Raw genomic sequence first — 14,210 nt, 5'->3', positions numbered from 1 at the left:
ATTCTTTTTTATTAGTTTTTCTTAAATTTCATCCTCAGTTTACTGAGCGGACTATTTTCATTTTTTTGGCCCAAAGCCTGTGTTATTCGATCTAAAACGATAGCTAGAATAACCACGGCAAAACCACTTTCAAATCCAAGTCCTATATTAAGATTATTAATACCCTCAAGTACCTTTTCTCCCAGACCTCCAGCAGCAATCATACCTGCAATAACGACCATTGATAAGGCCATCATAATTGTTTGGTTGACGCCGGCCAATATGGTGTTTGTTGCTAATGGCAGCTCTACTTTGGTAAGTATTTGACGATTTGTAGCACCAAAAGCGCGTGCTGCTTCCACCAAATCGGGAGGTACTTGCTGAATGCCTAAGGTTGTTAAACGTACTGCCGGCGGCAAGGCAAAAATAACTGTTGCAAAAGCACCAGGTAGTTTACCAATACTAAAAAACAGCACTGCCGGAATCAAATACACAAAAGCGGGCATCGTCTGCATAAAGTCCAAAATAGGACGCACAACACGATTTACCCCGGGCTTTTTAGCCGCCCAAATTCCGATGGGTATAGCTTGCACCAAAGCAATTATGGTAGAAACAAAAATCAACGCTAAAGTTTCCATTGTTTCCTCCCAGAAACCCATTAAGTAAATTAATACCATCCCCGCCAGGGTAAAAATGGCAGTTCCTTTTCCTACTTTTAAATATGCCAAAATGGTTAGCAGCCCAATAACAACAAAAAATGGAATACCCATTAAAAGCCATTCAAAGCCTTCAATAAAACCATTTCCTACATTTTTAATGAGATCAAACAGTCCGTGAAAATTCTCGGTAAGCCAATCTACGGCTACCTCAATATATTGTCCAATATCTATTACCTTCTCCATATTACTGTTCTATTGCTTGTTCTTTTAAATGTATGATCTGTTCATCGTTGAAACGTGTCGCCTCAATCATCAAGCTAGTTTGAGCCACCACACCTAAGAGTTGACCATTCTCTTTATTTACCACTGCAATAGGAGACTTTGTTCCACTCGTCAAAGGCAACATCTCTTCAACTGTATATTCAGTATACACACTTGGACAGTTAACCGTTATATACGGCATGATGTCTTCAGCTTTTGCTTTTTCGGCTTTAAGTATTTCTGGCAACCAAATAAAACCCTTAAAAACACGGTGTTTATCAATTACAGGCAATACATCGGCAGCTACTGTGCGCATCTTTCGAATAACAGACTCAGGACCATCTTTATCAAGCAGTACCGTAGTTGGTTTTTTAAACATCAAGGAACCTGCAGTAATAATCGATTTACGATCCACTTTTTCCACAAATGCTTTGACATATTCACTCGCTGGCTCTTTTAGAATTTGCTCGGCAGTACCAATCTGTTCAATTACCCCATCTTTCATAATAGCTATACGGTCACCAAGTTTTATGGCCTCGTCTAAATCATGGGTAATAAACACAATGGTTTTATGCAGTTCGTCCTGAAGGTCCAGCAGTTGATCTTGCATGTCTGACTTAATAAGCGGGTCGAGTGCCGAAAAGGCCTCGTCCATCAATAATACTTCAGGATTATTGGCCAATGCACGTGCCAAACCGACACGCTGCTGCATTCCGCCTGATAATTGCGCGGGTTTTTGGTATTCAAAGCCTTTTAAACCTGCAGTTTCGATAGCCTCTTTCGCTTTTGCTAAACGTTTTGTTTTTTCCTCGCCACGAATTTCCAGGCCAAAGGCAACATTTTCAATTATAGTACGGTGAGGCAAAAGTGCAAATTTCTGAAACACCATACTCATTTCGGTTCGTCTTGTGTCTAAGAGTTCTTTGTTAGTCTCTTTCGTAATGTTAACACCATTAATTAGTACGTCTCCATCAGTAGGCTCATTAAGGCGATTTAGGCACCTGATAAGTGTTGATTTTCCACTGCCAGATAGCCCCATTATCACAAAAACTTCCCCTTCTTTTATTTGAAAGCTGGCTTTATTTACACCAACGGTACACTTGGTCTTTGAAAGAATCTCGGTTTTAGATTTTCCATCCCGGAGCATCTTTAATGCCTGCCCTTTCTTTTGACCAAATATCAAAGTTAAGTCTTTGACTTCAATCTTTATATCACTTTCTGACATATTTATATGTTTAGTTTCTAAAAGTAGTATCCGAAGTTAATGTTAAAGCGCTTCATCCATTCCGCGTCCTCGTCACCAACTCCCAAACCTTTACCAAATGTTGGGGTAAGCCAAGGTTGATTTTTGCCCATTGCATAATCGATGTACGTATAGAGTGGCCCTGCAGAAATTAAAATGCCGGGGATTAGGTGGTGCATGTCTGCGTATTCCTCTTTTGTCTTATCAACATAGGTATAATCAACATAAGCCTGTATGTTGGTAATTGGCCCCAGTTCTACAGGAAAGCTTTTTGCAATTCCTACTGCATAAGCGTTGGCTTCTGTCGCAACATCATAAGGCGATCCGTAAGCTCCCATCTGGATAATATCAAGTGATTGACCATTGTCGGCTTTTGCAGCGTAGTTGTAGTTGATGAATGTACCTTTAAAATTCCATCCTTGTCCCCAGTCTGCTAATACGTGAGCAGCAAAAGCGGTGCTTGTTTCGGCCTCATCCAACACACTGTTATAAATGCCGCCTATTTGCCCGGATAAACCAACTTCCAATTGCTCATTAATGTGGTAGGCTGCTCTTACATTTACCTGGTTTAATTCGCGGATATGAGCATCAACTGTTGAGGTTCCGATTTTTCCAAACCCTGGCGTAATGTCATAAGAATATCTTCCCGGTCCTGCATTACCATAAGTAACACCGCCTGCTGTTGGGCCTTCCGGCTCTGCCTGACGATAATAGGCAAAACTTAAATCCAGTTTGTCGATCCCTGTGTAGTCAAATTTGATTCCCATGTCATAGTCATCTTCAAGTCCGAAATAGTATTGGCCCTGAAACCACCAGCTATGAGACGCATATTTGGTTATTCCGAATGGTACCTGACTAACTCCAAGTTTCATGTAAAGGTTATCGTTGAATGCATAACCAAGGTAACCATGATGGATGAAATGCGTGTCGAAAGTCGGGTAGAAGCGGTATTCGAAACTAAGATCTATTCCACCGGCTGATCCGTCAACATTCAGGCGCCAGGTATCCCAAGTGAATTCGGGCTGTGTTTTTGTGTCAACCCAGCTTTTCGAAAACAGATTGAAACGAACTGCTCCGCCAACTTTAAAGTGGTTTTTTTTCTCCTGCGCAACTGCCGAATGAAAAAAGTTAAATACCAGTAATAAAAGAACAAGTCTTTTTGTGAGTGATTTGAGAGATAAATTCATAAAAATACTTTTTGATTTTTAAAAACGATTTTTAATTATGAATGGTGATTATTTATTGGGATTAGTTTCTATAGGACAAAAGTAAGAAAATTGAAGTGTCTCACAATTTTTGTTGGTTGTATTCGTTTGAAATGGCCGTATTATAAAGAAAATAGAAGTTGCGTGCAAATGTATTTATTAATAGAAATAAATAATGAAGAGTATTTTAAACTAATTTTTGCAATGGTTCTCTAGAAACAAATATTAGAAGAACTATATTTTATTGTTATGAAAAAAAATTAAAAAGGTAAAGAGGTATTTTCTTTAATGATTGAATGGAAATTCAAAAAGAAAACTAATTCTTTCGTAATATTGCATTGAGGTAGTATCGAAATAATCGTAAGTACTCATTTCAATCTATTGTTTCTATTATTCAGAGATGTAATTGAAATAATCAAAAGCAACTACTTCGATTAATGATTAGTTTACTAAAAACACACATTGATGACAGATAATAAATATACTTACAGATACCCAAGACCAGCAGTTACCACCGATGCTTTAATTCTGCGGAAAGAGACCGCTGAGATTCTTTTGATTAAGCGTGGGATTGATCCATTCAAAGATCAATGGGCATTGCCGGGCGGTTTTATGGAAATGGATGAAGTGCTGGCAGATGCCTGTATTCGCGAAGTAAAGGAAGAAACTGGGTTGGAGCTGGAGAAACTGGAACAATTCCGGGTTTACGATAAGGTTGATCGCGACCCCAGGGGACGAACCTTGTCGGTGATTCATTATGGTTTTGTGGGAAAAGAGGCTATGGTAAAAGGCGGAGATGACGCAGCCGAAGCAGCTTGGTTTAAGCTTGACCAACTGCCCGATCTGGCTTTTGATCATTCAACAATCATTCACGATTTCCTGATTTTGCTAAGCCAGTCGCGTTAATACTTTTCAGCAGCACCTCGTAGCTTTCCGAGCCGCAATTAAACAGCAAGTCCAGGCAGCTTAGGTTGGGCGTGAAGCCAAATTTATCATCGAAAACCTGTGTGTATTTCTGTGGCTCGAACAGGGGATCGGGTAATGCTTTTTGCGGTTTGGGATGAATGGCTTCCCTCATATTAAAGCATTCGGCAGGCACTTCCTCAAAGTCTGCGGTTTGTTTTGTGATTGGCTGCACTTCCAGTATATCAAGTACCGTTCGCAAAATTTCAGTATTAAAATCGAGCAAGAACGAATATTGTTTTTCAAAAAAAGGTCTGAAGTCATCTTGAAGCACTTCAAAAAACGGGGAAGATTGGTAAGCCGAAACAATGGCTTGCCAGTGAATGTGCTGCCAGTTGGTGTCATACGAAATGCGAATGTCTTTAATCAGTTGTTTTCGGCTTCTGCCTTTTTCAACAGGCAGAATAAGTGACTCCGCTCCATTTGCAGCCGAAATTACAGCTCGGTTCCGGTAGGTCTGCTTGGTGAAATTTTCAAAAACTTCAATCCAAATGGTTTCGTAAATCAAGAATTTTGAGAGGTATTGTACAGGAGGAAAGTAGGCTGTACTTAATAGTACGTTCGAATCAATCATTCAACTTATTCTTTAAAAAAGCTGGTGTCGCTTTCTTCTTCTTCAGTTATTTCAATGCCTTCAGCATGGGGCTTTTCTACAGCTTCTAGTCGTTGCGCTTCCAATGCTTTGATTTCGCGTTGCTTTTCTTTCAACTGTCCTTTTAGTTTCCACAGCCGAGGGTAGGTAAACGAAAATGCCAGAATGGCTCCGGCAATGATGCAGACAATGAGAGCTAACACCAAAGGCACATCGGTAATCTCCCAGAAAAATACATTCAAACTAATCAACAATGTATTTTGTAGAGTAAAGATGACTAGAAGCAAAGCCAATATCAGTAAAAATATAATTCCTGCAGACATAGTGATTATTTTCAGGAAAATTAATAAAAAAAAGGATAACGAGGCAAATCCTCACTATCCTTTTTTTACTCACGATAAACTATTTTAATGCACCAAGGAGAATAATCTACTCCAGCGAATGTTAGCCGGAAATCCTTTTTCTTTGTCCAACGACAGCCAGATGAAGACAGCTTTTCCAACAACATGATCCTCTGGAACAAATCCCCAATAGCGGGAGTCAGCGGAATTGTGGCGGTTGTCACCCATCATCCAGTAATAGTCCATCGCAAAGGTATAATTGTCGGTAGCCACACCATCAACATAAATGGTGCTATCTTTTACTTCCAAATCATGGTCCTCGTAAAGGTCAATAATTCGACTGTACAAAGGCAATGTTTCTAAATTCAGGTTGACGGTTTCTCCCTTTTTCGGAATTGTCAAGGGGCCAAAGTTATCCACATTCCACGGGTACTGCTCATCGTGGGGAAAAATATTTTTATCCCAATTTCCGTCGGGCATATTAACCCTTTTGACAGAAGTGACGTTGTTGAGTGTTTCCAATTCTTTCACATACTCGTCCGTCAGCGGATATAGGTATTGTGAACCATTAAATACTTGCTGATCCGCTTTTGAAATACCAATTTTTTCAAGCGTCCGTTTGTTTATAGGAGTTCCGTTTGTGGTTACAATGTAGTCGTATTGAACTCCGGCAAAGTGTTTTTGCTCACTCCCGTTTACGTATACTTGCCCATCAACAATTTCAATCTTGTCGCCGGGTATTCCGATACATCGCTTAATGTAGTTTTCGCGTTTGTCAACTGGGCGTCTTATAATTTCCCCAAACGTGCGTTTGTCACTCCAAATGCGTTCGGGCCCGTATGAGCGAAGCATTTGGTAATAATCTTGTGTGGGCATGTTTAAAGCCACGGTATCGCCATGCGGAAAGTTGAAGACCACCACATCATTATTTTCAACATCGCCAAATCCTGCCATTCGTTTATATGGATTCTGAATCCATTCGACATACGATTTCGTTGTTCTTGAAAGTGGCATGGTGTGATGAACAAAAGGGAAGGACAACGGTGTGTTCGGAAGCTTTGGACCGTAAGCTGTTTTACTTACGAATAGAAAATCACCAACTAACATCGATTTTTCCATCGATGAGGTTGGAATGGTGTATGCTTCAATAAAAAACATGCGGATAAAAGTAGCCGCAATCACTGCAAAAATAATGGCATCGACCCATTCAACAACTTTCGTTTGTTTTCCATCCGGCGGGTTTTTCTTTTTCCAAAACGCCCAATGTACTTTTTTTGTAATGTACATGTCGAAAATTACTGCCAGGCCGATCAGCCATAAGTAACTTTCCATCCAGATTACCCACAGGCTGTATAGCAGGGCAACTAAAATGAACTTGAACCATTTGTTCGTCAAAATTTCTCGCATTGGATTGAGTATGTTATAAGTTTAAAAGATCTTTCATGCTAACCAGGCCTTTTTTGTCGGCCGTATATTCGGCAGCTAAAACAGCTCCCAGGGCAAATCCTTGCCTGCTTTTTGCACTATGTTCTATCTCGATGTAATCTACATCCGATTCGTATTTGATGCGGTGAATCCCGGGCACGTCTCCTTCACGAATTGCTTCAATATGCATCTCCGTTTCTTTTTTGGGCTTTTCCAAAGTCCAACTATGCTTTCCCGGGTGTGCAGCAAATAAATCTTCGGCTAACGAAATGGCCGTTCCACTTGGAGCATCAAGCTTTTGAGTGTGGTGAACTTCTTCCATGGAAATGTCATATTCAGGGCGGGTTTTCATCAACTCGGCCAGCTTTTCATTTAGTGCGAAAAATAAATTTACCCCTAAGCTGAAGTTTGAAGCGTAAAAGAAAGTGCCGTCTTGCTTTTTCATGTCAGCAAGTACAATTTCTTTATGGTCGAGCCAGCCGGTAGTTCCACTTACAACGGGAACTCCACTTTCGAAACATTTTTTGTAGTTTTTTATTGCCGATGCCGGAACTGTGAATTCAATGGCCACATCTGCTTTTTTTAAGTTCTCAGGAGTCAAATCTTCCTGGTTATCCATATCAATTGTTAAAACAATTTCGTGCCCGCGGTCTTTCGCAATGGCTTCAATCGTTTTACCCATTTTTCCGTAGCCAATTAGTGCAATCTTCATTCCTTTGTTTCTTTTTTATTGTTGAAATATAGTCTGTTAATATTTTTTTGAAAGAGCTTGATTATATCAGCTCCAACTTATTTGACTAACAGATTTTAGTATACTTTCTTTTTTAAGGCATACAAAGATAAAAATTAGATACTAAAACTAGAACGCATTCTAAAGTCGTTGAAATATTTTCGATAAACGAGAAGCTTAAGAGGATGAACAGTTTAATTCGATCAAATCCATATTGAAAAATTACTTGGGTTAAAGTGCCGTGTTTCTTGTGCTTTTATTTCCTTTGTAAAAAGAAGAGGTTCGCAACAATCGTCAAAATTATAATAAATTGGCTACCTTTAATTTTTATTGAATACCGATATTTTCATGGAAACAAATAAACAACTGGAACTCGCTTTTGACTTTGTGCAATCTACCGGGCAGCATATTTTCCTTACCGGAAAGGCAGGAACAGGTAAAACCACTTTTCTGAAAAGTTTAAAAGAACGCTCGCCCAAGCGGATGATTGTGGTAGCACCAACGGGAGTTGCTGCAATAAATGCCGGTGGTGTAACCATTCACTCCTTTTTTCAGTTGTCGTTTGCACCACAAGTAGGCTTGGAAAATGAGCAAGGTCGGCAAATGCGTTTTAGTAAGGAGAAGATCAACATCATTCGTAGTTTGGAATTATTGGTGATTGACGAAATCAGTATGGTGCGTGCCGATGTGCTGGACGCAATAGATCGGGTAATGCGACGGTTTAAAAATGGCCGAAAACCCTTTGGCGGAGCTCAATTACTCATGATTGGCGATTTGCAACAGCTTTCGCCGGTGGTGAAAAACAGCGAATGGCAATTGCTAAAGTCGAGCTACGAAACAGTTTATTTCTTTAGTAGCAGAGCCTTGAAACAAACGGCTTATGTGAGCATTGAACTGACACAGGTTTTTCGTCAACAAGACGATAAGTTTATCTCTTTACTTAATAAGGTGAGAGATAATTTGCTGGATGAAAACGCCGCAAAAGAATTAAACAGACGCTGTCAACCAGCTTTTTCACCTAACGATGAAGACGGTTATATCACACTCTGCACTCACAACAGTCAGGCGCACCGGATAAACGACTCGAAATTGCAAGGAATAAATTCGAAAGAGCAGATGTTTAAGGCGCGCGTTACTGGTAATTTCCCGGAGTATTCGTTTCCAACTGATTCTGAATTACGCTTGAAGGTTGGTGCGCAGGTTATGTTTGTAAAGAACGATCCTGATCCTGAAAAACGATTTTATAACGGTAAGATTGGTAAGATAACCGACATTGATGAGAATACTGTTTCGGTGAAGTGTCCCGGTGATGAAAGTGAGATTGAAGTGAGTGCTTTATTGTGGGAAAACGTGAAGTACTCGATTGACAAAAACACAGCCGAAATCAAGGAGGAATTGGAAGGTTCATTTAGCCAGATTCCATTAAAGTTAGCATGGGCCATTACCATTCATAAAAGTCAGGGGTTAACATTCGACAAGGCGGTTATTGATGCCGAAGCATCGTTTGCACACGGACAGGTGTATGTAGCCCTCAGTCGATGCAAAACACTGGAAGGACTGGTGCTGAAAACCCCGATTTCAAACCAAAATATTATAACTGATCAAACGGTTCACGGCTTTATTCAACAGGTTGAGGAAAACCAGCCCGGCGAAAAAGAGTTGAGCGAGGCGAAAGTACTTTTTCAGAAAGAACAACTGTTGGAACTTTTCCGCTTTTACCGGATTGCTTATCTGGTGAATTCAATCAATAAAACCATCCATGAAAACCGGGGGAGTTTTACAGATGTGTTTGTAGAACGGTTTCAAAAAATGAAAGAAACCCTGCAAGCAGAAGTGGTTGGAGTAAGCGACAAATTTCAACAACAAATTGAAAGTCATTTACAGGAAATGCCTGATGTGGAAAAGAATGATAAGCTTCAGGAACGAGTCAAAAAGGCTGCTGGTTATTTTAAGGATAAAGTACGAACTATTGTCGTTGAGGGGATTGAGAAAGCTGACCTTGATATTGATAATAAAACAATAAAGCGCCAAATTACCAGAAGGGCGGGAGACTTGGAGCAGGAAGCTAAAGCAAAACTGGCCGGTTATGCAGCGTGTAATAATGGTTTTTATGTGAGTGAAATTATGGATGCCCGGGCAAAGGCTTTGATTGAAAATAGTCCTTCGAAACCTAAAAAGCAAAAGGCGAAGGAAATTACAAACCTGGAAGATATTCCACACCCTGAGCTTTTCAACTTGCTCCGTTCTTTTCGATATGAAAAATCGACAGAACTTGGGATTCCGCCGTACATGATCTTCTCGCAAAAATCATTGATCGAGCTGGTCAATTACCTGCCAACGGATTCTGCATCCTTAGCGATGATCAACGGACTCGGGGCAAGGAAAATTGAACAGTTCGGAGCTGATATAACAGACTTGATTCTCGGCTATTGCGAAGAAAATAAAATTGACCGCGGTGAAATTCCGCTGAAGGACGTTTCGAAGGAGAAGAAGGAGCCAAAACCGGACACCAAAAAAATGAGCTTGGAGATCTTTCAATCGGGGAAGAATATTCAGGAAGTAGCTGCAGCACGAGGTTTGGCTGCGTCAACTATTGAAAGCCATTTGGCTCATTTTGTCAGGGAAGGAGAACTGGACGCACTCCAGTTTCTGACCAAAGAAAAGCTTGATAAAATTATTTCCTACTTTGACAAAGCTGAAAACAAAAGCTTTTCTGCAGCTCGGGAGGCTTTGGGTGACGGTTTTAGTTATGGCGATTTGCGAATGGGATTGAGTTTTCTTGAATGCAAACAAAAGAGTGTATCGGAGGATAAATAATCATCAATCTCAATTCAAATTTAACAGCGAACAGGAGCTTATCTTGCATTGTTTAAATAACAACTTGTCAGTATTTCTTTACTTTTGGCGAGTACTTCAATAAATAAAAGTCGATCGAATGAAACGAAACAGTGTTCCCCGCGTGGCGGCAATTCATGATTTAAGTGGTTTTGGACGTGCATCGCTCACAGTCGTAATCCCAATCTTGTCATCGATGGGAGTGCAGGTTTGTCCGCTTCCAACAGCTGTGCTTTCGTCGCACAGTGCGTTTCCAAACTTTCATGCGGTTGATTTAAGCAAGGATTTGCAACCCATGATTGATCACTGGAAAGAGCTGGACGTTGATTTTGATGCGATTTATTCGGGTTATTTGGGAGCTGCCAGCCAGGTTGACACGGTTGTTCAGTTTATTCAGGATTTTTCGAAGCCTGATCCCTTAGTTATAGTTGATCCGGTGCTTGGCGACAATGGTAAATTGTATACCGCGTTCAATTCGGAAATGGTAGAAAAGATGAAGGAATTGGTGTCGTCGGCAGATGTGATCACCCCAAATCTGACTGAAGCAGCTTTTCTTTTGAATGAAAAACACAATAAAGGTATTGAGTTGTCTGAGTTGAAAGAGTGGGTTTTACGGCTTGCCGATTTGGGCCCCGAGAAAGTAATCATTACCAGCGTACCGAATGGCGATTTAAGAAATAACTCCTCGGTTATTGCGTACAATAAAATTGATCACCGGTTTTGGCGTGTCGGATGCGATTACATTCCCGCACATTATCCGGGTACTGGCGATGCGTTTGCCAGTGTAATGGTCGGTTCGCTGTTGCAAGGCGATAGTTTACCAATTGCACTGGATCGCGCCGTTCAATTTATTTCGATGGGCGTTCGGGCCACGTTTGGGCACAACCACCGACCAACCGAAGGTATCTTGCTGGAAAAAGTATTGCCCTCGTTGAGTGCTCCGGTGCAAATTAGTAGTTACCAGTTATTGGACTAAGTGATGAAACGGGCATGTAAATACATTCGCACGCAGAAGCATGATTCTTTAAAGCGAGTACCATGTGTTGCAAAAAATAAACAATTATAAACACATGAAAGACATCCGTTTAGTGGCCACCGACTTGGATGGCACATTTTTAAAAAATGATAAGTCTATTAGTGAGGATGACATCCAAATGTTGAATATTTTGGGTGAACGCAGCGTGTTACGCGTTGTGGCTACCGGGCGTAATTTTCAAAAGGTTCAGGAAGTTATTCCGGAACATTTGCCTTTCGATTATGTGGCTTTTTCATCCGGTGCAGGAATTTACGACTGGAAAGCAAAGAAATTGGTTTATCAGCAAAATCTTTCGCGAGAAACGACTCAGGGAATCATTCAATATTTTGTCCACAAAAAGATGAATTTTCACTTGTTTCGTGCGGTACCTGAGAATTTCAGATGTTGGTATTTTCGGGGAGAAAATTCTTGTGAAGAATTCGAGCGTTATTTTGAATTTCACAATGCAGTGTCTGAGAAATTGCCAATACTGGAAAAACTGCAACATGACGCTTGCCAGTTTCTAGTCATTTTCCCGAATAAACCGGATTTATTTTTTCAGATAAAATCAGAATTGAAAAAGCAATTTGACGATATCAAGGTTGTCAGAACTTCCTCGCCACTGGATACCAATTACATTTGGATGGAGATTTTTCACAAAGATGTTTCGAAAGGAAATGCTGTTAGGTTTTTGTGCGATCAGGAAAAAATTCATCATCATATGACATTTGGTATTGGCAATGATTACAATGATCTGGATTTGCTGAATTTTACCTCGCACTCTTATTTGGTCGACAATGGGCCGGAAGAGTTGAAGTCTCTTTTCCGTAAAGCCTTGTCAAACGAGGAAAGTGCTTTCAGTCAATCGTTAAAAAAGTATTTGTAGTTGAATTTATAGTGGAACCAGCTCTGTAGCGCTTTTGTTTGCCTGGAAAGTAGTACCTGAAACCAACAGTAAATCTTTGGAAGAAATACAAGCAGATATGGAAAAACGTCATCATAAGTTTTAACCAACCAAAATTCGGGGGTAATGAAAATCAATAATAAACAAATACTGTGCATTGGGGAGATATTGTGGGATCGTCTTCCATCAGGAGCAAAGCCGGGAGGGGCTCCTATGAATGTGGCTTTGCATATGAATGCGATTGGTCAATGTGCAGCGATTTCAAGTCGAATTGGAAATGATGGAGCGGGTAAGGAGTTAACGACTTTTATCGAAAGATCCGGTTTAAGGACTGAGTATATTCAGGTAGATGAAAAACTTCCAACCAGTGAAGTGTTGGTGCATCTGGATGCCAACAACAATGCGACCTACAAAATATGTGAACCCGTTGCATGGGATAATCTCCAACTGACTGATTCATTACAGTCTAAAGCAAAAGAATGTGGGCTTTTAGTTTATGGTTCGTTGGCTTCGCGAAATGAGCAAACCCGCAATACGCTTGTCAAACTCCTCGAAGGTGATGCGATAAAACTGATTGATGTCAACCTCCGAAAACCGTATGATCGTCGGGAAATTGTTGAGCCTCTGCTACATAAATCTGATATAATCAAGTTAAATGATGACGAATTGCGTGTTTTTGCTGGCTGGCATAATAAACACAACATGACTGAAAAAAAGATGGTTCAGTGGTTGTCGGAACATTACGATGCTGATTTGGTATGTGTTACAAAAGGAAAAAATGGTGCAGCGTTATATTGCGAAGGTAATTTCTATGAGCATCCGGGATTTAAAATTAATGCCGTAGATACTGTTGGTGCCGGAGATGCATTTCTGGCAGGACTGGTTTCTGCTATGTTCGAAAATAAGTCATACGAAGATGCACTGGCACTTGCATGTGCCACAGGAGCATTTGTAGCTTCCAAAGCAGGAGCAACGCCGAAATACGATATGCAGGAGATCAAACAGATCCTGATGTCGAACTTAGAATAGCAACCATATCAGGTTCCGGGAGTTTTTTTTGAACCTGATTTTCTTTTTAATTCAAGATGCAATTTCAGGAGATGGCCATTATTTATTACCTGGTCTGAGTTATTTGACAGCCTGCTTTTTTTGTTCAAATTGAGTAGTTATAGCAGTAGATATTCATTAGCTTTTGAGCCAACGGGCTAATACCAGCTAATGGAGAACCAATGTTCTTCAGGCACGTTTGTTTCATCTGCCTACGTGCTGATTTCTGATACAAGAAAACTCTAACTTAATATTCCAGTAATTTTCTGACAGTGGGGCATCGGGGAAGCATAGTATCTCGGCAAGCTAATATCTTATTCGTTGTGGTCTAAGTTTTTTTTTATTCCTTTATTGTCACAAAATAAAGGTAACTCTTGAATTCGTACATTCCTCATAGTGATTTGAATCTGGTGCGGTCGCTTCGAAAGAGTGACCATGATGCATTTGAAATGCTTTTCAAACGCTATGGTCAAAAGCTTTTTATGTTTTCTTTGTCGTACCTGAAAGAAGCCGATCAGGCTGAAGAAATCGTGCAGGAAGTTTTTCTGAAGGTTTGGACCAATCGCTTTTCGTTAAAAACAGGAACATCGTTTCAATCTTATTTATTTACAATTGCTTTTAATTCGATCAAAAAATCATTCAATCGAAAAGCAAAGGAGAATCAATTCAGATTGGAGTTGGTGGATCAGTTAGATGATGGAAGGGATTGTGTTGAATATGAAAATAATTTTCAGTTGGTATTAACAAAATTGGATGGTTTTATTAGCGAGATGCCTGAAAGAAGAAAAGAGGTATTTATTAGACGTAAACAACACGGAATACCTGTAAAACAAATTGCTGAAGAATTCGGTGTTTCTGCTAAAACTGTCGAGAACCAGATTACCGAAGCTATGAAATACCTAAAAAAACGATTCGAAGAGGAGCTCCCTGGCGGATTACTCTTTTTGTCTTTATTCCTTGAAAATTAAATTCATTCTCGTTTTTTTAATCCTTGATTTTCCTTGTTGTAGT

13 protein-coding genes are annotated in these 14,210 nt (G+C 40.2%); 6 read left to right on the top strand and 7 right to left on the bottom strand.

All coding sequences use genetic code 11. From position 1 onward, the window contains the following. Positions 1-11: 11 nt before the first annotated feature. The 3 genes from GR929_RS12860 to GR929_RS12850 are packed head-to-tail and all read right to left on the bottom strand — an operon-like array spanning position 12 to position 3,329. Complete coding sequence (locus GR929_RS12860) at positions 12-881, bottom strand: ABC transporter permease (RefSeq protein ID WP_159520438.1); 870 nt, start codon at positions 879-881, stop codon at positions 12-14. Position 882: 1 nt separating this feature from the next. After that, positions 883-2,124: a quaternary amine ABC transporter ATP-binding protein gene (locus GR929_RS12855; protein WP_159520437.1), complete on the bottom strand. Its 1,242-nt coding sequence runs from the start codon at positions 2,122-2,124 to the stop codon at positions 883-885. A 17-nt stretch (positions 2,125-2,141) separates the two neighbouring features. Then, the gene (locus GR929_RS12850) at positions 2,142-3,329 is read right to left on the bottom strand and encodes a hypothetical protein (RefSeq protein ID WP_235934322.1); all 1,188 of its coding nucleotides are present in this window, start codon (positions 3,327-3,329) and stop codon (positions 2,142-2,144) included. Between the two features lie 483 nt (positions 3,330-3,812). Here GR929_RS12850 and GR929_RS12845 point away from each other — a divergent pair, with 483 nt between their 5' ends. Beyond that, positions 3,813-4,253 carry an NUDIX domain-containing protein gene (locus GR929_RS12845; protein ID WP_159520436.1) on the top strand — a complete coding sequence of 147 codons (441 nt, stop codon included), beginning with the start codon at positions 3,813-3,815 and terminating at the stop codon, positions 4,251-4,253. Here GR929_RS12845 and GR929_RS12840 read toward each other — a convergent pair. From GR929_RS12840 to dapB, 4 genes are all read right to left on the bottom strand, one after another. Continuing rightward, complete coding sequence (locus tag GR929_RS12840) at positions 4,213-4,884, bottom strand: WbqC family protein (protein ID WP_159520435.1); 672 nt, start codon at positions 4,882-4,884, stop codon at positions 4,213-4,215. The two genes, GR929_RS12845 and GR929_RS12840, sit on opposite strands and share 41 nt — an antisense overlap. A gap of 5 nt (positions 4,885-4,889) precedes the next feature. After that, positions 4,890-5,225, bottom strand: coding sequence for a LapA family protein (locus tag GR929_RS12835; RefSeq protein ID WP_159520434.1), 336 nt, complete (start codon positions 5,223-5,225; stop codon positions 4,890-4,892). Between the two features lie 84 nt (positions 5,226-5,309). Beyond that, positions 5,310-6,650, bottom strand: a complete 1,341-nt coding sequence (gene lepB / locus GR929_RS12830) for a signal peptidase I (RefSeq protein WP_159520433.1) — start codon at positions 6,648-6,650, stop codon at positions 5,310-5,312. 13 nt (positions 6,651-6,663) lie between these two features. Then, entirely contained in the window at positions 6,664-7,380 is a 717-nt protein-coding gene (gene dapB, locus GR929_RS12825) for a 4-hydroxy-tetrahydrodipicolinate reductase (protein WP_159520432.1), read from the bottom strand. Positions 7,381-7,746: 366 nt separating this feature from the next. Here dapB and GR929_RS12820 point away from each other — a divergent pair, with 366 nt between their 5' ends. The 5 genes from GR929_RS12820 to GR929_RS12800 all read left to right on the top strand — a co-directional run bounded on the left by GR929_RS12820 (position 7,747) and on the right by GR929_RS12800 (position 14,167). Next, positions 7,747-10,215, top strand: coding sequence for a helix-turn-helix domain-containing protein (locus GR929_RS12820; RefSeq protein ID WP_159520431.1), 2,469 nt, complete (start codon positions 7,747-7,749; stop codon positions 10,213-10,215). Between the two features lie 118 nt (positions 10,216-10,333). Next, positions 10,334-11,209, top strand: coding sequence for a pyridoxamine kinase (locus GR929_RS12815; RefSeq protein ID WP_159520430.1), 876 nt, complete (start codon positions 10,334-10,336; stop codon positions 11,207-11,209). Positions 11,210-11,303: 94 nt separating this feature from the next. Further along, entirely contained in the window at positions 11,304-12,134 is an 831-nt protein-coding gene (locus GR929_RS12810) for an HAD family hydrolase (RefSeq protein ID WP_159520428.1), read from the top strand. A 144-nt stretch (positions 12,135-12,278) separates the two neighbouring features. Continuing rightward, positions 12,279-13,181, top strand: a complete 903-nt coding sequence (locus GR929_RS12805; RefSeq protein ID WP_159520426.1) for a carbohydrate kinase family protein — start codon at positions 12,279-12,281, stop codon at positions 13,179-13,181. Positions 13,182-13,573: 392 nt separating this feature from the next. After that, on the top strand, positions 13,574-14,167 hold the full coding sequence (locus GR929_RS12800) for an RNA polymerase sigma factor (RefSeq protein ID WP_159520424.1): 594 nt from the start codon (positions 13,574-13,576) through the stop codon (positions 14,165-14,167). Positions 14,168-14,210: the final 43 nt, after the last annotated feature.

The sequence above is a fragment of the Sunxiuqinia indica genome (genome assembly GCF_009847015.1).
Classification (GTDB): Bacteria; Bacteroidota; Bacteroidia; order Bacteroidales; family Prolixibacteraceae; genus Sunxiuqinia; species Sunxiuqinia indica.
Note: the sequence above shows the minus strand (reverse complement) of the source record. Positions and strands in the feature narration are given on the sequence as shown.

What these genes read in the sequence shown, in the direction of transcription:
- dapB (WP_159520432.1), bottom strand. Translation starts at nt 7,380, where the DNA reads ATGAAGATTGCACTAATTGGCTACGGAAAAATGGGTAAAACGATTGAA.
- GR929_RS12835 (WP_159520434.1), bottom strand. Translation starts at nt 5,225, where the DNA reads ATGTCTGCAGGAATTATATTTTTACTGATATTGGCTTTGCTTCTAGTC.
- GR929_RS12840 (WP_159520435.1), bottom strand. Translation starts at nt 4,884, where the DNA reads ATGATTGATTCGAACGTACTATTAAGTACAGCCTACTTTCCTCCTGTA.
- GR929_RS12810 (WP_159520428.1), top strand. Translation starts at nt 11,304, where the DNA reads ATGAAAGACATCCGTTTAGTGGCCACCGACTTGGATGGCACATTTTTA.
- lepB (WP_159520433.1), bottom strand. Translation starts at nt 6,650, where the DNA reads ATGCGAGAAATTTTGACGAACAAATGGTTCAAGTTCATTTTAGTTGCC.
- GR929_RS12850 (WP_235934322.1), bottom strand. Translation starts at nt 3,329, where the DNA reads ATGAATTTATCTCTCAAATCACTCACAAAAAGACTTGTTCTTTTATTA.
- GR929_RS12855 (WP_159520437.1), bottom strand. Translation starts at nt 2,124, where the DNA reads ATGTCAGAAAGTGATATAAAGATTGAAGTCAAAGACTTAACTTTGATA.
- GR929_RS12815 (WP_159520430.1), top strand. Translation starts at nt 10,334, where the DNA reads ATGAAACGAAACAGTGTTCCCCGCGTGGCGGCAATTCATGATTTAAGT.
- GR929_RS12860 (WP_159520438.1), bottom strand. Translation starts at nt 881, where the DNA reads ATGGAGAAGGTAATAGATATTGGACAATATATTGAGGTAGCCGTAGAT.
- GR929_RS12845 (WP_159520436.1), top strand. Translation starts at nt 3,813, where the DNA reads ATGACAGATAATAAATATACTTACAGATACCCAAGACCAGCAGTTACC.
- GR929_RS12805 (WP_159520426.1), top strand. Translation starts at nt 12,279, where the DNA reads ATGAAAATCAATAATAAACAAATACTGTGCATTGGGGAGATATTGTGG.
- GR929_RS12820 (WP_159520431.1), top strand. Translation starts at nt 7,747, where the DNA reads ATGGAAACAAATAAACAACTGGAACTCGCTTTTGACTTTGTGCAATCT.